This window comes from Gemmatimonadaceae bacterium (genome assembly GCA_036003045.1).
Lineage (GTDB): Bacteria > Gemmatimonadota > Gemmatimonadetes > Gemmatimonadales > Gemmatimonadaceae > JAQBQB01.
The window spans coordinates 131,780-153,338 of the sequence record DASYSS010000085.1; the positions used below are offsets into that span (position 1 = coordinate 131,780).

Here is a 21,559-nt window from a genome sequence, read left to right on the forward strand (position 1 = left end):
ACTCCAAAATTATGGAAGGTGCCGCGAGAGAAGCGGCCCGACTCGGTTGGCCACGGGCATGGGCAATCGCCGCCACACCGCCGTCGCGACTCGAAACGCGGCCCGGTCGGGCGACGGCGTGCTCGCCGCGCCTCCGGGCGACCACGACGGCCACGCGAGCGGACGGTCTTGCCCGCCCCATTGCAACTTGAATCGATGCGTCGGGCTTTCCGGCGTCGATCGGCCGAAGTTGAACGTGCGCAAGCCGCGTCCGATCGCCTGCTCCATCAGATTCGCGTAGAGCAACATGTTGGGCGAGAGATGATTCAACTCGCGGAGCGACGACGCCCACGTCACCTCCACTTCGTCTTTCCACGTCAGGCAGCACGCCGCCGCCGCGGCAAGACCACCCGCGTCATACACAGCGGTGAACGAAACGGAGTCGCCAAATACCGCCCGCAGCCTCGTAAAGAACGATCGAGGCAATACCGGGGTGCCGAGGTCGCGCATGTTGCGGGAGAAGACCGAGTAGAAGGCGTCGAGCTGGTCCACCCCGTTGCGAGCGATCATTCCCTCTTTCGTCGGTCGCCGAATTTGGCTGCGCAGCTTCGCCTTGAACGTCGCCGCCCAAAGCGCCTCGACCGTATCCGGAAGCGCGAGATGGACCGCAACTTTTCGCTCGGATGGAGTCACCGGGCCGGGAACCGGATCGCGCGAGCGAAGCTCGAGCAGTTTGACCCGCGTCCGTTTCGCGTCCGCGACCGCGTACTCGACGAGCGCCGCCTTCGCGTCGTCGGTCCCCAGCGGGCCACCGTCGTTCATGAACGGGATCGAGACGAGGTAGTGTCCGAGAACGCTGCGCACCCGCACCAGCGGCAGCACGCCCCGCCAGTTGCCGCCTTCGTCAACCGCCGCGAGGAGCGAGGTCTCGTGGCCAAGGACGTCGGAAAGAACGTCGCGCCAGCCGGAGCGGTGACACATCGTGCTTCCGGGCTGTGTCTCGACGAACGCGTCCCAAGCCGCGGCGTCGTCGGTCTCGACCACCCGGAGCGAGCGTACCGCGTCGCGACTCGAGACTTCACTCACTGTGGCACACCCTCACCGCGTCGTCCCGCTTCTTCGGGCCAACGGCCGTCGCGCGTCGACACCGACCCGGCGCCGAAACTCTCGGCGATCGAGCCGAATCGAAACGTCGAGAGTAGGCGACGAAGACGCCGCGTCGTCCGACGGAGACCGCCGTAGTGGCGCAGCCGTGTCACGACGGGAACGGAGAACCGAGGCTGTTCCGGATCGACTTCCCACGGGTGGATGTAGAACGTTCCCGGCGCTCCGCGCCGCTCGGCGCCGCGCAACGCCGACGTCACGAGCGAGTACGGCAAAATGCGGAAGTAGGCGCCGCCGCCCGCGGGCAGCACGCGCCCGCCCAGCTCCACCGTCGCCGGAGGAATTTCTCTGAGCGTTCCACTCGCGCGCCGCAAGACGTGCGGGTCGCGCTGTCCTCCCTCGAATCCGTAGCCCTTTCGCTTCACGGGAAAGAGACTCGAGTCGTAGCGATACCCCTCTTCGGCGAGGACGTCCAGCGCCCACTCGCGATCGCGCGTGATCGAAAAGCTCGGCGCTCGGTAGCCGAAGACGGGCTGGCGCGTGATGTCCTCGAGAACCCGCTTCGACGTGCGAACCGACTCGCGGAACTGTTCGGGGGTCAGCTCAGTGACCCGGCGGTGATCCGTGCCGTGCGACGCGATCTCGTGGCCATGCTTGGCGATCTCGCGGACCAGAGCCCGCTGTCGCTCCGCCACCCACGACAGGATGAAGAACGTCCCGCGAGCATCGTGCTCGGCGAGCAGATCGAGGATGCTGCGAACGCCGAGTTCGACCCGACTGGGCAGATCGTCCCAGCGGGCGCGCGACACATGCGGTTCGAACGCCGAGACCTGGAAGTACTCCTCGACGTCGACCGTGAAGTGGTGCCGAATCGGCGGGCTGGCCTGAGCCATCAATAGTTGTCGGGTTGGTTAAGAACGGCGACGGACCGGCCGCCTGCAAATGACAGTTCGGTTTCGATGGCCGTCACAGAGCCCCGAGCCCGGCGGGCGTCAATCGGCGGCACTCAAGACCGTGCGCTCGTACAGGGAACGGGACAGCCCGAGCGTCGCTAGCACGACGAGCCCTGCTAGCAGGAACGGTACCCCCGTCCCGAACCGATCCACGAGGAGTCCGGCGGCGAGCGGAAACACGACGCGGGCGATCCCGCCATACGTCTGCTGCACGCCCATCTGCAGACCGCGCTCCTTTGCCGGCACCGCGACCGACAAGAGCGCGGTGACGCACGGAAACAGGAACGCCGTGCCGAACGGCATGAGTGTGAACGACCCGAACAGCGTAGGCCAGGACTCGGCCAGCGCCATGAGACACAGTCCGGCTGCGAGGAACACGATTCCGAGTCGTGCGACACGCGGTTCGCCCAGGCGTCGCACGACCGGACCGAGCAGCATCGCGCGAATGATCACGCCCATCAACCCAAAGTACATGAAGAAGTAGCCGACGTTCTTCTCGGTGACGTGGAACCGGTTCGCCAACACGAGCGGCAAGAACTGGCTCGTACCATAGAAGCCGCCCATCGCGACCGCGTAGATGAGGATCAGGCGCGCCGCCGGCTCGGTCGGGTGGTTCACGACCTGGATCAGCGCGGCGCGAGTGGCGTGCGATCGTGGACGCACCCTCCGTTCGACCGTCATTCGCTCGCTCGACTCACGCAGGTATCGCGAGGCGAACGCGCTGATCGCGAGGCAGAGTATCGCGGCGCCGAGTCCCGGCGCACGACGCCCCCACAACACGGTGAGGAACGACCCGAACGCCGGGCCGACGACGACGCCCAGGCTCGTTGCCGCGCTGAGCCAACCAAGACTCTTCGCGCGGTCGCTCTCGCGCATGGAATCCGCGACATACGCCTGGAGCACGCCCACCGTGCCGCCGCCGACGCCTTGCACGAAGCGCGAAATGAGGAGAAGCGGCAGCGTGTCGGTGAAGGCAAATACCACGTAGGCAACGCTCGAAACGATCAATCCAACCAGAATCGCCGGGCGACGGCCGTAGTAGTCGGAAAAGCGCCCCCACCCCGGCGCACTGACGAGCTGGGCAACGGCGAAGGACGCCAGGATGACGCCGAGCATCGCGCCGTTCGCGCCCATTCGGGTGGCGTAGAACGGGATCAGGGGAAGGATCATGGTCGACCCGACCATGTCGACGAAGGCCGTGAACATCAGGACGACCAACTTCCCCATTTCCGCGGCCCCTGGACCGTTGGTGGCGATGAAGCCCGCAAGCTACCCCGGGGCGCCGGCAGGCGCGACTTGGCTCGCCCTTGCGCTCCCTGGTGGCTCAAAATGTTACACGGTCGCGGTTTGAGGAACCGAGGAGGGCAAGAGCGGCTTCGTGATCCGCTGACACTTCATGAATTTCAACCGCCGCGGAGGTCGCAAATGAAGTTCACGTATCTCGCTGGTACATCCCTGCTGCTCGCTGCCGCGACAGCCTGTTCGGATCGCGCGGTCGGTACAGAACCGTCGATCCGCGCAACGTTATCCGCCGCGAGCTTCGACAAAGGCGGCGCGACGGACCGCACCGTGAACATCCTGGATGCGTGCGACGGTCCGAGCTTCGCCGCGCAGAATCCTCCGGTTCTGTGCACACGAAATGGCGGCGTGACGTTCGACCAACTGATCGCGCAACTCACGGCGAATCAATCCGCGGGGGCCTGGCACTTTGCGCCGTCGCAGATGGACGCCAAGGTTGGGCTGACGTTGTTCGCGGTGAACAAGGGCGGCGAAGTACACACGTTCACCCATGTGGCGCATTTTGGCGGCGGCATCGTTCCGCCCCTCAACGCGCTCTCGAACAATCCCGTACCGGCCGCCGAATGTCTCGCCCTCCTTACGCCGGGGCACGACGACGACTTCATCCCACCGGGCGGGACGTACGACGAAGATGTCGTGGGCTCGGGAACGTCGCTCTACCAATGCTGCATCCATCCATGGATGCGGACCGTCGTAAACGGAAAGGGCTGAGCTAGCCAGCGCTACTCCGAGGCGCTTTCACCTTTCGTCGGCAGGCGCCTCGGGTCCCCAGTGCCCGGTGCGCGATGTCGACGTGGGGTTCGGCGGAGGACGCCCATGTCCTCGACCTCCTGCAGGATGTTGCACGGTCGCTGTTTGACAACCATGACCGTGCGGGCCAGTCTCTCGGACCGGGCGGAAACTCCGTCCCGTTCGCGAAAGTACGCGCCACCAAGTTCGGAGGTCGCATGAAGATCGCTCATCTCGCAGGTGCATCGCTTGTTCTCCTTGCCGCGGCAGCTTGTTCAGATCGCGCGGTCGTGACCGAGCCGCTCGTGACTTCGAATGGATTGGTCGCGAGCCTCGACAAAGGCGGCACCACCGATCGCACGGTGAGCATGATGGACGCGTGCGACGGACCGAGCTTCACCGCCATGGGCATTCTGTGCACGCGAAACGGCGGTGTTTCCTTCGGCGACTTGTTCGGTCAGTTGGCCGCCCAGGGATTCGCGGGCGCGTGGCACAACGCGCCATCGCAGATGGACGCGAAGGTGGGCCTCACACTTCTGGCGGTAAACAGAGGCGGAGAAGCCCACACGTTCACGAAGGTCGCAAAGTTTGGCGGTGGGTTCGTCCCCGAGATCAACGCCGTGTTGCATCTCACGCCGACTCCGGAGTGTCTGGCGGAGAACAACGTCATTCTGCCGGGCGGCACTGACGCGGACGATGTGGTTCAGCCGGGAACGACGCTCTATCAGTGCTGCATCCATCCGTGGATGCGCACCGTCGTGAACGGAAAGGGCTGAGCTAACCGGCCTCGCTCGAGGCGCCTTCACCTTTCGTCGGCAGGCGCCTCGGGTCCCAGCTCTCCGGTTTCGAGCGAGCGCTCGGCCAGTGCTTTGAGCCGGTCGTCCTGATTTCGGCTCAGCCCTCGAATGGAGCGGCGCGCGCGCCGATACGCCATCGGCACGAAGATGCGCGCGATGTCGACGTGAGCTTCGGCGGAGGACCCTTCGCGCTCGGCGCGCGCGATCTCCCAGGTGGTCCTCGACAGCACGGCCGTGGCAAGGAAGATGTCGATCGCCGCATTCGCCATGCGTTCCTGAAGGAACTGCATCTCGAGAATCTTCTTGCCGTACTTCATGACCGCGCCTTCGACGCTCAGCGCGAGGTTTTGGATCAGCGTCGACACGAGCTCCGCCTCGCGCTCGAGCGACTCGTGCACGCGCGAGAAGTGGGGCTTGGTGATCGTTCGTTTGGCGCGTCCCTTGAGATAATGGCCGATGGCGCCCAGCGAATGGATCGGATCCTTGAACGCCTGACCGAGCGACTTGAGGCGCTCGGCTGGTTCCTGCATTCCCATGAGCGCGATCAACGCTCTCAGGATCTCGTTAGTGCCCTCGAATATGAGATTGATACGAGAATCCCGCACCGCCTGCTCGTATGGATACTCCTTCGAGTAGCCGATGCCGCCGGCGATCTGCAGCGCGTCGTTCGCCGTGCGGAACGCCAGCTCCGACCCGAAGACTTTTGCGGCCGCGGTCTCGAGCGAAAAGTCCACGCCGCCGCGGTCGACCATGCCGGCGGCGACCATCGCCGCCGAGTCCAACGCGTAACAGTCCACGGCGGCCAGGGCGATCTTGCGCTGCACCATCTCGAACGATCCGATCGGCTTTCCGAACTGCTCGCGCTGCTTCGCGTACGCGAGCGCGAGCCGCATCACGTGACGCGTCCCGCGCGCCGACGCCGACGCCAACCCGAGACGCCCGGAGTTGAGAACCTCGAGCGCGATGTGAAAGCCGTGGCCCACGGCGCCGAGCCGGTCGCCGACCGGAACCTTGACCTTGTCGAAGAAGATCGCGCGCGTGTCGGAGGCCTTGATGCCCATCTTCTCCTCACGCTTGCCCAGTGAAACGCCGGGCGCGTGCGCGTCGACGATGAAGGCGGTGACGCGCTCTTTGCGCTTCCCGTCCACCTCGGTGGCGACCTTGGCGAACACGGTGAGCAGGTCGGCGTAGCCGGCGTTCGAGATCCAGATCTTCGTGCCGCTCAGCAAATACTGCGTGCCGTCGTCGCTCAGGACGGCCTTCGTCTTCATCGCCTGCGCGTCGGAACCGGAGCCGGGCTCCGTGAGACAAAACGCCGCGACCAACTCACCGCTCGCGCATCGCGGCAGGTAGCGCTGCTTTTGTTCTTCGGTGCCGAAGAGCACGATCCCCTTGCAGCCGATCGACTGGTGCGCGCCGAAGTAGACGCACAGCGCGGGGTCGGTCCCACCGAGCTCGGCGAACACGCGATTGTACACGCGCGCCGGTGCGCCGAATCCGCCGTACTCCTCGGGAATGCTGAGCCCCATGAGGCCGAGCTCGTGCAATCCTTGGCGCACGCCATCGGGGAACTGACCTTCGTGGTCGAAGCGCGCCGAGTCGATACGCTCGGAAGCGTACGACCTGAACGAGTCGAGAATCGCGGTCAGCGATTCGTGTTCGTCAGTGGTCAGTTCTGGGAACGGAAAGACCAGATCTTCGCGAAGCTCGCCGAGAAAGACGCCCTTCGTAAAGGACGGATTGAGGTCGGGTGAGGCGAGGTGCGGAGAAGCTGCTGAAGGCATGAGTGATCAGAAGAGAGTTTTGAGCCTGCTATCGGAGCGCGTCGAGTGGTGACGAGCCGCGAGCCCAGCATCGAGCATTGAGCGTCGAGATTGCGAGGCGAGAGAGCTGCGTGGAACTCCGTGTGGTGAGAATGGCTACTACTCCGCACACCGGGCTGAGGACTGCCTGCGCACTCAGTTGCCTGGCGTCTGACGTCAGACGCCACAGGCTGGGGCAGTCTGAGGGCTGAGTGTGCCCCAGAGCAAGTCTAGGCACGTGCAGGTGCCGTGAGCCACCAGTCCGAGCGCTAGTTTTGAGTGATGCGCATCGTCTCGTTCCTCGCCGCCGGGACCGAAATCGTCAACGCGATTGGCGCCGGCGACCAGTTGCTTGGACGGTCGCACGAGTGCGACTACCCGGCCGGCGTCGAGCGGCTGCCGATCGTCAGCCGGCCGGCGCTGGAGCTCGGCGGTCTGAGTCAGGCCGAGATCGACTCGGCGATCGCGGGGCACATGCAGACGGGCGAGAGCCTCTACGTCGTCGACGAGGATCTCCTGCGCAGGCTCGCGCCGGACGTGATTCTGACACAGGAGCTGTGTCACGTGTGCGCGCCGTCCGGCAACGAGTTGACGCGAGCGCTTGCCACGCTGCCGAAGAAACCGGAACTGGTCTTTCTCACGCCGCGGACGCTCGCCGAGATCGATGAGAACATTCTGACGGTGGGCCGAGTGGTCGGCCGCCAGGCGGCCGCGCGTGCCGTCGTCGACCGCAATCACGCGAAGCTCGACCGGATTCGCGAGAGCACGAAAGGGCGGCCGCGCCGGCGCGTGAGCTTTCTCGAATGGGCGGACCCGCCGTTCTGCGCCGGGCACTGGGTGCCCGAGATGATCGAGATCGCGGGCGGACAGGACCCACTCGGCAGGCCGGGGGGGGATTCGGTGCGAATGACGTGGGACGACGTTCGTGCGACGCGCCCGGAGATCGTGATCGTCGCTCCGTGCGGATTTGGAATACGCGAGGCGCAGCGCATGGCGTGTGAGCTTCCCGCGATTCCCGGCGCGCGCATCGAACCGGTAGACGCGAACGCGTACTTCGCGCGCCCGGGCCCGCGATACGCAGAGGGTGTCGAGGTCCTAGCCAAACTTTTTCACGGCTAGGCCCACCGAAAAGCAGAACGGCCCTCGAGCGAGTCGAGGGCCGTCTGCGCGAGCTGACTATTCCGACTACTTGTTCTGAACCTGGAACTGGTTCGACTGCCCCGTTTGTGTGCCGACGGCGGACCATAGTCCGTTCGCCGCGAGAATGAATCCACCGGCTTTGCCGACCGCGATGGTGAGCGTGACGTTGCCGTTGATATCGGTCGTTCCGGTCGGGTTGCCACCGGAGATGATGGCGCCGGCCGGCACGCCGTGGTTGTTGTCGACGGAGAGGGTGACGGAAACGCCCGGCAGCGAGTTCGTCCCGTCGCTCGCGTGGACCACCACGGTGAACAGCGTGTCGGCGAACGTGTTTTGGGGCTGGGTGGTGAACGAGAGGCTGACGTTCGAGCCAGGAATTGCGTCCGGGATAATCGGGCTCCAGCCGTCGGGCAGCCCACCGATGCCGAGATCAAACCCCTGCATCGCGAACGCAGACTTGGGCGAGATCAGCGACAAGGCGCTGCTGGCGAACCTTTGCAGCCATGTCGAATTCGTGACCGCGGCGACATGGCCCGCGCAGAAGCTCGCGCCCTGATCTTGGTTCGAGGTCGGATCGAACAGCCCGGTGACGATGGCATTGTCGTGAACCAAGCGGTTCGCCACTGTCTTGTTCCCATTGGCCGCGGGGATGCAGAGGCCGACCCGGAAGAGATTCGCTGTAGTCTGGTCCACAAAGGGAGGCCGGCTAATCGACTGGGGGATCGTCCCCATGTCGAAACCGGAGACCGTGACGTCCGCGCCGAGCGCGTAGCCGTACACCAGGTACGCTGGGAACCCAGTGCGACCCCAGTTGCCGTTCGGCTCCGTTCCCCAAAGCGGGTTCGCGATGACCGTAGCGTGACCTGCCGAGGCAACCTCGGCGACAGCCGCCGCGTTCCCGGTGGTTTCCACCTCGAACACGCCGCCGGCCAGCGCCAGGTCTGGCTTGAACGTGTCGTCGATGGGACCCACGCTCATGCAACCGACGACGTCGAGCACGAATTTTCCGCCGGCTGCACCGGAACCGATCTCCTGGCCCTGATCGCGAATGGCCGCGGTGTGGGTCAGAAGGTAGAAGCCAGTCGGCGTGGCAGCGGCGGCGCTCGTCCCGAAAAGCTTTTTCATGTTCGGGATCGAGTCGAACACGGGATCCTTCGCCGGGAAATAGAGCTTCGCGTCCTGCGTCATCGTGGCGAACGTGCTGTTCGAGCACGTCAACGCGAGGAGCGTTCGTGACGAGGCCTGCGCGACGACGCGCCGCGGCGACGTTGTCGTGTTGTCGCTACAAGCAGCGAGAACCAGCGGGACTACGAGTGATGCAACTGCGACGGACGACCGACGCATGACTGCCTCGCGGTTGAGGGGAGAGGGATTGGGCCCCGGCGTTGGGGGTGCGGGGGAAAATCGGTTGTGGACTGGGAACCCTCGACCAACTCGATCGAAGAAACTCTCGATCGAAACACGCCGTGACTCGATCTATTTCATATCACGGTGTGAGCAACGATAGCACGACATCGCGGGGGGCGCCAACGCGGGGTTTCGGTGTGAGCGGTCCCTAACCGGGGATTCCCCGACCGTCAGCGGGTCTCGCCGACCAGCGCTTTGTATGCAGCGTCGTTCCTGATCGGCTCCCACCACCACGAATCGTCGTCCTTGGCGAAGGCCTGCTGTGGCGGGTTGCTCGCGAAGAACTTGGTCAACAGCCGGATCGCGTCGCTCTTGTCGCCCACCTGGGCGCGGAAGTACGCCTCGTACAGTAGCAGCGAGGCGGACGGATCGATCTGCGAATCGCCGCGAGACCTGTTGGCGACCGCACGGGCGCTGTCCGGCGACACGCCCGCACGCAACAAGCCCAAGGCCACCAACATCCCGCCTTTGAGCTGGTTATACGGCTTCTGGCTTGCCGGCACGCGATCGATGAACTCTCGATAGCTGGCCCAGACCGAGTCGGCGCTGATCTTCTCTCCGGGCAACTGGTACACCCAGAGCCGACACTCGCTGAACCGGAAGCTCGTCGGGAAACGCTGCCGGCCGAACGCGCACCATTTCTCCGATTCAGTGCGATTCCCAATCGCCACCGAGTTCTGAAAGAGCCGCCAAACCGTCCGGTCGGCGTCCTTCAGATACGGATCCGACTCGTACGCCCGCTGCGCGGCAAGCTTCGCGTCCGAGAACTTGTTCTTGGAATTGAGAACATAGCTCAGGGCGTTCCAGGCGCTGGCTTGCATCGGGGTCGCCGTCGTGGCGGCTCGGAGGTCGGCCTCCGCCTGGTCGAGCAACTTGCGCGAGTTCGTCGGGTCCGGCGTCTGGTTGAACGCCCAGCGGAAATAGCCGATGTCGCCGCGCAGCTCGAGGGCTGGCGGATCGTTGGGCGCGACCTGGAGCGCCTGCTCCGCGTCCTTCGATCCTTCGTCGAGCCACTTGGGAATCTGCTGCGGCTGGGCATTCGCGAACAAACTCAGTCGCTTCACGGCGTTCATCCCTTTCAGGACGACTGGGGCCGCCCACTTCTTGTCCATGGCCGCGATTCGATCGAGCTCGGCGTCCGTCGAAGCGATGTAGTCGAGCGCCGGCTGAGCTCCGCCCGATCTCGCCACGCTGTCGACGCTGGCGATCGCCTGCCTGACTTGCTGGAGCGCTTCCCAGGCCTGCGCGTTCGATGTGCCCGGGCGAGCCGTGACGTTGTCGATCTCGTTTCCGAGCTGTTTTCGCAGCGCGAGCGAAACCTCTTTGGCAAGCGTGTCCTGCAACGCGAACAGGTCGGACCGCGATTTTTCGAACGTCTTGGATGCCAGCTGATTTCCGTCCACGGCGTCGACCAGCTGAACCTTCACGCGCAACCGGTCACCCGACTGCGCGACGGACCCGCTCACGATCGTACCGACCTTGAGCGCCTTCCGAAGACTGTCGGGCGAAACGTTCTTTCCTTTGTAGGGCGCGACACCGTTTCGCGATGTCACCTTGAGCTGTTTGACCGCGCCCAGCTCGTCGATGAGCGACTCGGTCAGCCCATCCGACAGTGCGCGAAGTTTTCCGTCGGATTGGTCATCGAAGTACAGCACCGCGATGTGGTTCGGATCGGAATCCGTTCCGATTCGACTGGCCTGCCCGCCCCGATGACTGAAATGGACCGCCGCCCACGCGATGGCAGCGAGCACCGGCACGGCCATGCCGCCGATGAGCGCGTATCGCTTCCACGAGGCCTGCGCCTGACGTGCCCTGCGGCGCTGCGTCGTCGTTCGCCGCTTGCCTCCCGTCTTGCGAGCCGCCGTCGTGCCCCCGGTCATGATCTCGCGCAGGGCCTCGGCCATGTCGCCCGCGCTCGCAAATCGATCGGCGGGAAGCTTCGCGAGCGATTGTAGGACGATGTCTTCCACCTCTTCCGGCACGGTCCCTCGGACGATCACGAGCGACGGCACTTCGTCGAGCGCGTGGCGGGCGATGATCGATTGCGCCGTCGGTCCGGAAAACGGCGGCTGCCCCGCGATCATCTCGTAGAGCACGCAGCCGAGGCTGTAAATGTCGCTGCGTCCGTCGATTCCCGGATCGGCCATCGCCTGTTCGGGACTCATGTATGTCGGCGTGCCGAGCGTGACGCCGGTGCTCGTCAGCCTGGCGCCGCCTCCCTCGGTGATCGCGCGCGCGATGCCGAAGTCGGCGACGAGCGCCTCGCCGTTTTGCAGGAGAATGTTCTCGGGCTTGATGTCGCGGTGAACGATTCCCTGTTTGTGGGCGTAGTCGAGCGCCGACGCCACCTGATACGCGATGCGCAGCGCGTCCTGCAGCGGTAGCTGTCTCTCGCGCTCGAGACGCTTGTGGATCGTCTCGCCGGCGATGAACGGCATCACATAGTAGAGATGCCCTTCGTACTCACCGAAGTCGTCGATCGCGAGGATGTAGGGGTGACTGAGGCGCGAGACGACGTCGATCTCCCGGCGGAATCGCTCGGGTCCCATCGCGAACGCAAGCTCCCCGAGGAGGACCTTGATCGCGACGTCGCGATTCAGCTTGAGATCATGAGCGAGCCAGACGACCGCCATCCCTCCGCGGCCGACCTCTCTCTCGAGACGGTAACGCTCTCCGAGCAACGTCTGAGGTTGCAAGGAGCGCAACTGCGTGTCAGTCATCGCCTTGTCACTGCGTGGCTAGAGCCATCATAGTGTAGCGCTTCGATGCGGGCAAGACGACCGACGCCCAATTTTCCGGTCCGTACGGCCGCTCCGCGGAATAAGTTCCCCCTACCTATGAATCACGAGATTCGGTCCAACTTAGACGTCAGCGACGAGGAAATGCGTCGCCTCAGCCTCCGCGTTGTCGACGCAGTCGTCACGCATCTCGCAACCCTTCGCGACCAGCCCGCGCAGAAGTCGCTTTCCCGCGCCGAGGCCAGAGCGATGATCGCCGGGCCCGCGCCCGAGAAGGGAATACCGTTCGACGAGATCCTCTCCTTTCTCGACAAACAGGTCTTTCCGAACCACGCGCGCGAGCCGCATCCGCACTTCATGGGGTACATCCCCAGCTCGCCAACGTTCCCCGCCGTGCTCGGCGACTGGCTCGCCACCGGCTACAACTTTTTCGCCGGCGTCTGGTCCGTGGCGTCCGGACCGAACGAGATCGAGCTCACCGTGCTCGATTGGTTTCGTCAGTGGCTCGGCATGCCGGACGGAACGAGTGGTCTCATCACCTCCGGTGGGTCGACGGCGACGCTCACCGCGCTCGTCGCGGCCCGGCACGCCGCCGATCCGTCCGCGACCGCGCTGTCGCGGATGACGCTCTACACGTCGGACCAGGCTCATTCGTCGGTCGAGCGGGCGGCGTGGATCGTCGGCATTCCACGCGGGAACGTTCGCGCGGTCGCGAGCGACGAGGACTTCCGCATGCGCGTCGCCGAGCTGCGCGACGCGATCGCCGCCGACCGGGCGGCGGGGATGAAGCCGTTCGCGATCATCGCCAGCGCCGGAACGACGAGCACAGGCGCCGTGGATCCGCTGACCGAGATCGCGGACGTCTGTGCGGAGGAGTCGCTCTGGTTTCATGTCGACGCTGCGTACGCAGGGTTCGCCGCGCTCACGGAGTCGGGCGCGAAAACGCTTCGCGGCATCGCGCGCGCGGATTCAGTGACACTGGACCCCCACAAATGGCTCTTCGTGCCGTTCGAATGCGGCTGCCTGCTCGCGCGCGACCCGCGGCGCCTCGAGGAAGCGTTCAGCGTTCATCCGGAGTATCTCACCGATGTGAGAGCGCGTGAACACGAGGTGAACTTCGCCGACCTCGGGCCGCAGCTGACACGCGCCGCGCACGCGCTCAAGGTCTGGACGTCGATCAACTACTTCGGCGTCGCGGGAATGCGCGAAGCGATCGCGCGCGGCATCCGCCGCGCGGAGCACGCGGAGCGACGGCTGTCGAGCATGGCAGGGTTCGAGATCCTGTCGCCAGCGCAATTCGGCGTCATCTGTTTTCGCGCCAGGCCGGACGGCTCGACCGACGACCAGGAATTGAACGCGCTCAACGAGCGGATCAACGCGCGGGTGAACGCCAGCGGCCGGTTCCTGACCTCGTCCACGCGATTGCGGGGGCGCTTCTCGCTGCGCCTTTGTACCCAGGTCCATCGGATGACCGAAGACGACGTCGATGAGGTTCTCGAGGCCATGGCGGAGGCCCTGGACCACGAGTGGGGTGGTGTGACCGAGTCGCGCGCGGCCGGGGTTCAGCAACGTTGACCGCTCGTCGCCGGGCATTGCGCCGGACGTGAGCGACCAGGGATAATTCCCTACTCGCGTGTCACCCTGCTATGCGTCGAATCCTACAAATCGTTCTTCCTTTGGCCGCGGCTGCGGCGTGCGGATCGGACAACCCAACCTCGACCGGCGACGGAACGGGCGGCAACAACAACGGGACGGCGTATAGCGTTTCCGCCGACTCGACCTTCCTCGACAGGACGGCGCCCATCGGGACGGCACTCAGCTCGACGGTCCACGTCGAGCTGGGGGGAGTGGCCGCGCCCAACGTGACCGTCAGCTGGTTCCCGGCGGCCGGCAGCGGCACGACGAACGCCAAAACCTCGACGACCGACGGCAGCGGCAACGCATCGATCATCTGGACCCTGGGCGACACGGCTCGCGTCAACACGCTCACCGCGACCGCGGGGACCGGCTCGGTCAACCTCACGGCGACTTCGACTCCCGGAGCGCCGAATGCGATATCGCCCGCCAGCGCGGATTCGACGACGCTCGTCGCTGGGGCGAGCACGTTGATCAGCGTGCGCGTCGTCGACGCCTTCGGAAATCGCGTCTCGGGAGTCACCGTCGCCTGGTCGGCGACGGGCGGTTCGCTCAGCGTCCAGAATTCGACCACGGGCGCGGCAGGAAACGCGGACGTCGTGTTCATCACCGCTGCGACGCCAGCAACCTATTCGGTGACGGCCACCGCGCCGGGCCTCAGCCCGGTTTCCTTCAAGGTCATCGGCTTTTGAAATACAAGTGCGCGGAAGGAGCGGATTTCGCGGACAAGAGCCGCCTGGTCCTGTTCACGCCTCGGGCGTGAGTAGGCAGGCGTATTTGCAGAAGACCGAGAAGGCGCTCACCGCCGACACGATGAATCCGGCGCGTCCGTCGCGCCATCCGCTGTACACGAAATAGTCGCGGAAGAAGCGCCACGCCGGCCGCGCGACCACATCGCTCACGCGGGCCCGTCTCCCACGCGACCGCATGTCCTCCGCGGCCCACTTCGCGTATTTCGCGATCTTCACCACCTGGTGCGCCAGATCGCGGTACGGATAGTGGATGAGATCTCCCTCGAGCTCGCCAACGTCATTCGAGTCGATTCGCTCGTGGACTCGCGACTGGTTGAACCGCTGATCGCTCGAGAAAACTCGAATCTTCCAGTCGCGTCCCCACGGTCCGTGGCGAAGCTCGCGCCCCAGGTGCCAGTTGCGCGAGCGCACACGATACGCCGAAAAGCGCGGCGAGCCGGTCAGGCACAGATCCGCGATCGAATCGCGCAGCTCGGGCGTGACCATCTCGTCCGCGTCGAGGGCGAGGATCCACGGATTGCGCGCGGTTTCGATCGCCGCGTTCCGTTGTGCGCCGATCGTCGTGCCCGTCACGGTCATCACCCGAGCGCCGGAGCCGCGAGCGATGTCTGGCGTGCCGTCCGTCGAGCCCGCATCGGCGACGATGACCTCGTCGGCCCAATGAACCGTCTCGATGGCCGAGCGAATCCGCGGCGCCTCGTTGAGCGTCGGAATCACCACCGAAATCGGAATGCGCGGGGACGATTGGATCATGCGCGGACAGGAGGCGCGGAGGCGCTTGGGTTTACCAATGAATCGGGAACGCCGGGTTCGGCGTTCCCGATCGTGGCGCTGTCCGTCGATTCCCGGCGACCGCTCGCAGGGGATCCGCGGAGCAGGCGGCGCTTCTTCGCGTCCTTATGCTACGCGCGGACCCGGGCTGGACGTTGACTGTCGCTACCGATGCCCACCGCGGACGACTCCGCCGCCTCTCGGAAAACCGCTGATCGGTCTGTTGATACCGACCGGGCCGCGGCGGAACGGGAAGTTCGGCCGGAAGAACGGCCGGTTGATGTTGCCGGTGAGAATCGGCGCCGACGAGAACGGATAGAAGAAGTTGTACGGATAGGGGTAATACGGATTCGAGAAATCCATGTACGGAGACGGATTCCCGTTGTACGCCGAGAGCTGGTTGGTCGGATAGCACGCGACCGCTGTGCAATACGTCGGCGACATCGGCTCTGGCGTGACCTGTTCCTGCGTCACGACGACGGATGGTTGCTGCGCCGGCTGGATCACGATCACCTGCGGAGGCGTTTGTCCGTAGGCCATTCCAGCCGTGGCGCGAAGGTATGCGTCGGGATCGTAGCCTGGCGCTTCGGCCCCCGGCTGCGGCGACCACGCGACCATGGCCTGGAGAACGCCGCGCGGCACGTTGGCGCGGAAGAGCGCCGCGACTTCGTTGCCGTTCAAGCTGAAGCGTTGTCCGCTCGCGACGATCAGGCTGGAAACGGTCGACGAATCGACGTGGCGCAGCGCATCGATCACGTCCGCCACCGTCATTGGAGACGCCGCTGCCGCGCGCGCCGTCGTCGACGTCATCCGCCGAGACTCGAGCGCGTTGAAGACTTCTGATGGGGCGCTCGAGGGAACTCCCGCGTCGCGCCACTGGTCGACGTGCTCGATGAGTCCTTGTCCCGCGTGTACCGTCTCGACCTCGAGCCAATCACCAGTCGACGTCATCCCGAGTACGCCGTTCGACGTTCCGGTAAGGCCGACGTCGCAGGTGTAGGTCGAGCGGATGTAGGCGCGGCGTCCGCTCGTTGCCCAGTCGACCATACGCGTTCCGTGACAACCGTTCTCATCGAACGCGTTGTTGGCCCCGTTGGCGATGAGTCGGCGGCGCGCCGTGATCTTGCCGCGCGCGATCGTCAGCTGTTGAACACCGCTCGTTCCCGGGAGCGGAATCACGCAGGTGTAGAGTGCCTGCGACGGATCCGAGTAGCCGGTCGTGTCGGCGTCCCAGCATCCGACCCACGGAATCCAGCGCGCGTCCAAGCTCGACCTTCCCGAGCTGGATTGGGCGGTTTGCGTCGCGGGCTGCGTGGGTGTGGGATACTGCGCGGCGAGCGGTAAAGCCGCCGCGACCAACAGAGCCATCGCGAAGGTTTCGCGCGGCGAGCGCCGCCGCTGGACTCCAGGAATTGGCCTCGACATAGGTACCTCGAATGTTCTCAACTTCTCTTCTATGCATATCCTGGTGCCGTGGCGCCGACCAGAGGCAAATCATTCACGGTCTAGGCCCTTAGACTGCGGCCGCGGCTTGTCCCCAATGAAGCCTTGAAAGCGAGGTTTAGTTGCCGGGCGAGTCGTCACCCTGCCGGACTCGAGGCCCGAAACCCGCGTGTCGATTCCCGCCTGTGCCGTTCGACGTATGAGTGAAGCGATCATGGCGGTGAGACCGGGCGGTAAACCCGGGGGGTAGACCCGGGCGGCAACTCCCGGCCGCCTCGATCGGGAACCTCAACTACAGGAGAACACGACAATGCGCGTCATGGTGATCGTCAAAGCGACCAAGACCTCCGAGGCCGGCGGCGTCCCCGACACCCAGATGCTAAAGGAGATGGGGAATTTCAACGAACAGCTCGTGAAGGCCGGGATCATGCTCGCCGGCGACGGACTCAAGCCAAGCTCGGCCGGCAAGCGCGTTCACTTCAGCGGCTCAAAGCGAAGCGTAGTCGATGGTCCGTTCGCCGAGACCAAGGAGCTCGTCGCTGGCTTTTGGATCTGGCAGGTCCGTTCGATCGAGGAGGCCGTCGAATGGGTCAAGCGGTGCCCGAATCCGATGCCTGGCGAGGACTCGGACATCGAGATCCGGCCGTTCTTCGAGGCCGAAGACTTCGGCGAAGCGTTTACGCCCGAGCTTCGCGAGCAGGAGGAGCGGCAGCGCGCCGAGATGGCATCGCGGTCGCGATAGCCATCTCGATAGCGATCGCGGCGACTCGAATCCACCACCACCCTTGCCCCACCCGATCGCGCTGATGTGATTGGAAGCCGTGACGGCTTCCGAAACTCATCGCGCGATCGAAGCGGTGTGGCGCATCGAATCGGCGAAACTGATTGCCGGTCTGGCGCGCGTCGTTCGCGACGTGGGCCTGGCCGAGGATTTGGCGCAGGACGCGCTCGTCGCGGCGCTCGAGCAGTGGCCGACGTCGGGCGTGCCGGACAATCCGGGCGCATGGCTCATGACCACCGCCAAGCGCCGCGCGATCGATTCGATGCGCCGGGATGCCCTGCACGAGCGAAAGCACGCGCAAATCGGTGCTGAGCTCGAGGACGAACGTGAACGCGCCGTTCCCGATCTCGACGCGAGGCTGGACGATCATGTCGGCGACGACTTGTTGAGCCTCATCTTGACCGCGTGCCATCCGGTCCTCTCGACGGACGCGCGCGTCGCGCTCACCCTGCGGCTTCTCGGCGGCCTCACCACCGAGGAAATCGCTCGTGCGTTTCTCGTCCCCGAGCCGACGATCGCGCAGCGCATCGTTCGCGCGAAGAAAACGCTCGCCGACCGGGGAGTGCCGTTCGAGGTGCCGCGCGGAGACGAGTTCACGGGGCGGATGTCGTCGGTGCTGCAGGTGATCTATCTCGTCTTCAACGAGGGATATTCGGCGACCGCGGGCGAAGATTGGGTGCGCCCCGCGCTGTGCGAGGACGCGCTTCGGCTCGGCCGCATACTCGCGGGACTCGCGGCGAATGAGGCCGAAGTCCACGGCCTCGTGGCGCTGATGGAAATCCAGGCGTCGCGGTTGCGCGCGCGGACGGGCCCGACGGGCGAGCCGGTGCTGCTCCTCGACCAGGATCGCTCACGCTGGGATGGGCTGTTGATTCGACGCGGGCTCGACGCGCTCGCGCGCGCCGAATCGCTCTCCTCGGAACACGGACCGTACACGGTGCAGGCGGAGATCGCGGCCTGCCACGCGCGCGCACGCGTCGCCTCGGAGACCGACTGGCAGCGCATCGCGAACCTCTACTCGGAGCTCGCCGTGCTCACGCCGTCGCCGATCGTCGAGTTGAATCGCGCAGTCGCGGTGTCGATGGCCTCCGGTCCCGCCGCCGGCCTCGAGATCGTCGATTCGCTCTCGAACGAGCCGGCGCTCGAGTCGTATCATCTGCTCCCGGCCGTCCGCGGCGACTTCCTGTCGAAGCTGGGCAGAGCCTCCGAAGCGCGCGCGGAGTTCGAGCGGGCGGCGGGACTCGCTCGCAACGCCCGAGAGCGGGAACTGCTGCTCGGGCGCGCGCGCAGTGTGGACGCGCTCTAGTTCGCCCCGCATATTCACGTTGCGTTCATGTTGCCTCGGCCGAGCCGAGTTGGAGACACCCATGTGTAGGAACATCAAGACGCTCGCCAATTTCGCGCCCCCCGCGACCGACGACGAAGTGCGCGCGTCGGCGCTGCAATTCGTGCGCAAGCTGAGCGGGTCGACCAAACCGTCGCGCGCCAACGAAGACGCATTCAACCAGGCCGTCGACGAGGTCACCGCGATCGCCCGACGCCTGATCGATACGTTCGAGACCCACGCCCCGCCTCGCAATCGCGAGGAGGAGGCTCGCAAGGCCCGCGAACGCTCGCAGCGCCGCTTCGCGTGATCCGCCGGCGCGACGGCGGCGGCTGATGCTCGAGACTTTTCTCACGACATACATCGCCGTCTTCGTCGCCGAAATCGTCGGGGACAAGTTGCTGTACACCTCGGGCGTGCTCGCGACGCGCTTTCGGTGGAGCGCCGTGATCTCGGGGATGAGTGCCGCGTTCATGGCAAAGATGGCGGTCGCCGTCGCGGTCGGCGCGACGATCGGCAAGTTCCTGCCTCGGTGGCTTGTCGCCGTTACAACCGCGGTGAGCTTTGTCGGCGTCGCTATCGCGATGTGGCGTCACCCAGACGTTCAGACGCCGAAGAAGAAAGACGAGCGCGTCTTTCACGGCGCCCTGATCGCGTTCACGACGATTTTTCTTTCGGAGTGGGGCGACAAGGGGATGACGACGGCCGGGGTGTGGGCGGCCGCGAACGTGAGCGTCGCGCCGGGACGGGGGCTTACGCATGGTACGGCCGCTCTCACCGTGTGGATCGCGGCCGTGGCGGCGATGGTCACGAAGGGCGGCCTGGCCGTGACGCTCGGGGCGAGCATTCGCGGTTGGATCGCGTCGCACGTTTCGCCGCGGCGCGTCCGGCATTTCGCCGTCCTGGCTCTCGTGCTGCTCGGAATCCTCTCCGTGCTTGAAGTCACCGGCATTCTCGTAGATTGAGCGCGTGACGACCGCGACATCAAACTCGGCCACTCGCAACGCCGCCTTCCGCTTCATCGTCTGCCTGGGCATCGTCAGCCTGTTCGCGGACATGACGTACGAAGGGGCGTACAGCGGGATCGGCCCGTTTTTGAATGACCTCGGCGTCACCGCCGCATTGGTCGGCCTGATCTCCGGCTTCGGCGAGATGGTCGCCGCCAGCCTTCGCTACTTCTCCGGCAAGTTCGCGGATCGCACGCGCGCGTATTGGCCGATCGTGATCATCGGCTACGCGATGAACCTGATCGCGATTCCCGGTCTCGCCTTCGTCCACTCCTGGCAGATGGCGGCGATTCTCATCATCGCCGAGCGGACGGGCAAGGCGATCCGCGGACCGGCGCGCGACGTGTTGCTCTCCGAGGCGACCGGCGTCGTCGGGCACGGCAAGGGCTTCGGCATCCACGCGGCGATGGATCAGACGGGCGCGATCATCGGGCCGCTGTACGTGGCGTTCGCCGTCTCCAAGACGCACGTCTTCGGCCCGGCGTTCTTGATGTTGGGGATTCCGGCGGTGCTTGCGCTCGCGTCGCTGCTGCTGGCGCGATACTACCGTCCCACCAAGGGCACGCCGCCCAAGCCTAAGGCCGACGAGCCGCTCACTCGATTGTTCTGGGTCTACGTGGTCGGTTCCGGACTGCTGGCCGTGGGATTTCTCGACTTTCCGCTTCTCGGATTCCACTTCCAACATACCGGCCTATTCACGCCGCAGACGATTCCGTTTCTGTACGCCGGCGCGATGGGTGTGGTCGGTCTCACGGCGTTCATCTCCGGCATTCTCTTCGACCGATATGGCATCTGGGTGCTGATCGTCGGCATTTTGGCGACGATGTTCGCGCTGCCGCTCGGTTTTCTCGGGGGGCCACTGAGCGCGTCGGCGGCGGTGATGTGTTGGGCGGCCGGACTCGGCGTTCAGGACGCGACACTCCGCCCCGGGATAGCCCAGGCGGTGTCGATGAACAAGCGCGGGCACGCGTTCGGCGCGTTCAACGGTGTGTTCGGCATCACGTGGTTCTTCGGCAGCGCGATCATGGGGCAGCTCTACGCGCGGAGCCTCGTTGCGCTGGTGATTTTTGGAATGGTGTTCCAGATCGCGGCCGCGGCAGTCTTCGTGTTCGTGCATCGGCCGATTGAGAGGGCGGCGGCGTGACGGGTGGACAGGTGGACGGGTGGACAGGTGGACGGGTGGACGGGTGGACGGGTGGACGGGTGGACGGGTGGACGGTGGACGGGTGGACGGGTGGACAGGAACCGAGTGATTCCCAGGCGGCTAACTTGGACTCACCTCTCCGAAGTCCCCAAGAACAGACACCAGCGACCCGAGACCAGAGACCGGAGATCAGAAATGAAATCTCGCAGCATGCTTTTCATCGCATCCTTCGCCGCGCTTTCGACGGCGAGCGCGCAGAAATCCGCGTTCAAACTGACGAGCGCCGACATCAAGGAAGGGGCAACCGTTCCGAGCGCACAGGTGGCGGCAGTCATGGGCTGCACCGGAAAGAACCTCTCGCCCGCGCTCTCTTGGAGCGGCGCGCCGGCTGGAACGAAGAGCTTCGCGCTCACGATGTACGATCCCGACGCGCCGACGGGGAGCGGGTGGTGGCACTGGGTCGTGTACAACATCCCCGCGAGTGCGACGTCGCTCGCGGCGGGCGCGGGTGATCCGAAGAAGAATCTCCTGCCGGCGGGTGCCGTGCAGGGGAATACGGACTTCGGCGTGCCCGGCTACGGCGGTCCATGCCCGCCGCCCAAGGACAAGCCGCATCACTATCACCTGACGCTCTTCGCGCTCGACACCGACAAGCTCGACGTTCCAGCCGGCGCGACCGCCGCGTACGTCGGGTTCAACATTCACGCGCACACGCTCGCGAAAGCGGCGCTGAACGCCACGTACGGACGGTGAT

Annotated in this window: 19 protein-coding genes; 11 read left to right on the forward strand and 8 right to left on the reverse strand. The window is 65.3% G+C overall.

Annotation, left to right across the window (positions count from 1 at the left end; genetic code table 11):
- Positions 1-9 precede the first annotated feature (9 nt).
- The 3 genes from VGQ44_19020 to VGQ44_19030 form a co-directional block, all read right to left on the reverse strand.
- Positions 10-1,065 (reverse strand): FemAB family XrtA/PEP-CTERM system-associated protein, encoded by a 1,056-nt coding sequence (locus VGQ44_19020; GenBank protein ID HEV8448935.1) that lies wholly within the window; start codon positions 1,063-1,065, stop codon positions 10-12.
- Entirely contained in the window at positions 1,062-1,976 is a 915-nt protein-coding gene (locus tag VGQ44_19025) for an XrtA system polysaccharide deacetylase (GenBank protein ID HEV8448936.1), read from the reverse strand. Before VGQ44_19025 ends, VGQ44_19020 begins: the two co-directional genes overlap by 4 nt.
- Positions 1,977-2,075: 99 nt before the next feature.
- Positions 2,076-3,242, reverse strand: coding sequence for an MFS transporter (locus VGQ44_19030; protein HEV8448937.1), 1,167 nt, complete (start codon positions 3,240-3,242; stop codon positions 2,076-2,078).
- 219 nt (positions 3,243-3,461) lie between these two features.
- Here VGQ44_19030 and VGQ44_19035 point away from each other — a divergent pair, with 219 nt between their 5' ends.
- A complete protein-coding gene (locus VGQ44_19035; protein ID HEV8448938.1) occupies positions 3,462-4,046 on the forward strand; it encodes a hypothetical protein in 585 nt (194 codons plus the stop codon).
- 236 nt (positions 4,047-4,282) lie between these two features.
- Complete coding sequence (locus tag VGQ44_19040; GenBank protein ID HEV8448939.1) at positions 4,283-4,840, forward strand: hypothetical protein; 558 nt, start codon at positions 4,283-4,285, stop codon at positions 4,838-4,840.
- Between the two features lie 26 nt (positions 4,841-4,866).
- Here VGQ44_19040 and VGQ44_19045 read toward each other — a convergent pair whose 3' ends face one another.
- Entirely contained in the window at positions 4,867-6,645 is a 1,779-nt protein-coding gene (locus VGQ44_19045; GenBank protein HEV8448940.1) for an acyl-CoA dehydrogenase family protein, read from the reverse strand.
- Between the two features lie 300 nt (positions 6,646-6,945).
- Here VGQ44_19045 and VGQ44_19050 point away from each other — a divergent pair, with 300 nt between their 5' ends.
- Positions 6,946-7,782, forward strand: coding sequence for a cobalamin-binding protein (locus VGQ44_19050; protein HEV8448941.1), 837 nt, complete (start codon positions 6,946-6,948; stop codon positions 7,780-7,782).
- Positions 7,783-7,848: 66 nt separating this feature from the next.
- Here VGQ44_19050 and VGQ44_19055 read toward each other — a convergent pair whose 3' ends face one another.
- On the reverse strand, positions 7,849-9,147 hold the full coding sequence (locus tag VGQ44_19055) for a hypothetical protein (protein HEV8448942.1): 1,299 nt from the start codon (positions 9,145-9,147) through the stop codon (positions 7,849-7,851).
- Positions 9,148-9,380: 233 nt separating this feature from the next.
- A complete protein-coding gene (locus tag VGQ44_19060) occupies positions 9,381-11,930 on the reverse strand; it encodes a serine/threonine-protein kinase (GenBank protein HEV8448943.1) in 2,550 nt (849 codons plus the stop codon).
- Between the two features lie 162 nt (positions 11,931-12,092).
- Here VGQ44_19060 and VGQ44_19065 point away from each other — a divergent pair, with 162 nt between their 5' ends.
- Positions 12,093-13,523 (forward strand): aminotransferase class I/II-fold pyridoxal phosphate-dependent enzyme, encoded by a 1,431-nt coding sequence (locus tag VGQ44_19065; GenBank protein ID HEV8448944.1) that lies wholly within the window; start codon positions 12,093-12,095, stop codon positions 13,521-13,523.
- Positions 13,524-13,594: 71 nt separating this feature from the next.
- A complete protein-coding gene (locus VGQ44_19070; protein ID HEV8448945.1) occupies positions 13,595-14,275 on the forward strand; it encodes an Ig-like domain-containing protein in 681 nt (226 codons plus the stop codon).
- Positions 14,276-14,329: 54 nt separating this feature from the next.
- On the opposite strand, the gene VGQ44_19075 is transcribed toward VGQ44_19070, so the two are convergent.
- Positions 14,330-15,088, reverse strand: a complete 759-nt coding sequence (locus VGQ44_19075) for a glycosyltransferase family 2 protein (GenBank protein HEV8448946.1) — start codon at positions 15,086-15,088, stop codon at positions 14,330-14,332.
- Between the two features lie 183 nt (positions 15,089-15,271).
- Entirely contained in the window at positions 15,272-16,474 is a 1,203-nt protein-coding gene (locus VGQ44_19080; GenBank protein HEV8448947.1) for a hypothetical protein, read from the reverse strand.
- A gap of 385 nt (positions 16,475-16,859) precedes the next feature.
- Between VGQ44_19080 and VGQ44_19085 the strand changes: the two genes are divergently transcribed.
- From VGQ44_19085 to VGQ44_19110, 6 genes are all read left to right on the forward strand, one after another.
- Positions 16,860-17,291 carry a YciI family protein gene (locus VGQ44_19085; protein HEV8448948.1) on the forward strand — a complete coding sequence of 144 codons (432 nt, stop codon included), beginning with the start codon at positions 16,860-16,862 and terminating at the stop codon, positions 17,289-17,291.
- 79 nt (positions 17,292-17,370) lie between these two features.
- The gene (locus tag VGQ44_19090) at positions 17,371-18,636 is read left to right on the forward strand and encodes an RNA polymerase sigma factor (GenBank protein HEV8448949.1); all 1,266 of its coding nucleotides are present in this window, start codon (positions 17,371-17,373) and stop codon (positions 18,634-18,636) included.
- 61 nt (positions 18,637-18,697) lie between these two features.
- Positions 18,698-18,964, forward strand: coding sequence for a DUF2277 domain-containing protein (locus VGQ44_19095; protein ID HEV8448950.1), 267 nt, complete (start codon positions 18,698-18,700; stop codon positions 18,962-18,964).
- A gap of 25 nt (positions 18,965-18,989) precedes the next feature.
- A complete protein-coding gene (locus VGQ44_19100) occupies positions 18,990-19,619 on the forward strand; it encodes a TMEM165/GDT1 family protein (protein ID HEV8448951.1) in 630 nt (209 codons plus the stop codon).
- 4 nt (positions 19,620-19,623) lie between these two features.
- A complete protein-coding gene (locus tag VGQ44_19105) occupies positions 19,624-20,805 on the forward strand; it encodes an MFS transporter (protein HEV8448952.1) in 1,182 nt (393 codons plus the stop codon).
- Between the two features lie 195 nt (positions 20,806-21,000).
- On the forward strand, positions 21,001-21,558 hold the full coding sequence (locus VGQ44_19110; GenBank protein ID HEV8448953.1) for a YbhB/YbcL family Raf kinase inhibitor-like protein: 558 nt from the start codon (positions 21,001-21,003) through the stop codon (positions 21,556-21,558).
- Position 21,559: the final 1 nt, after the last annotated feature.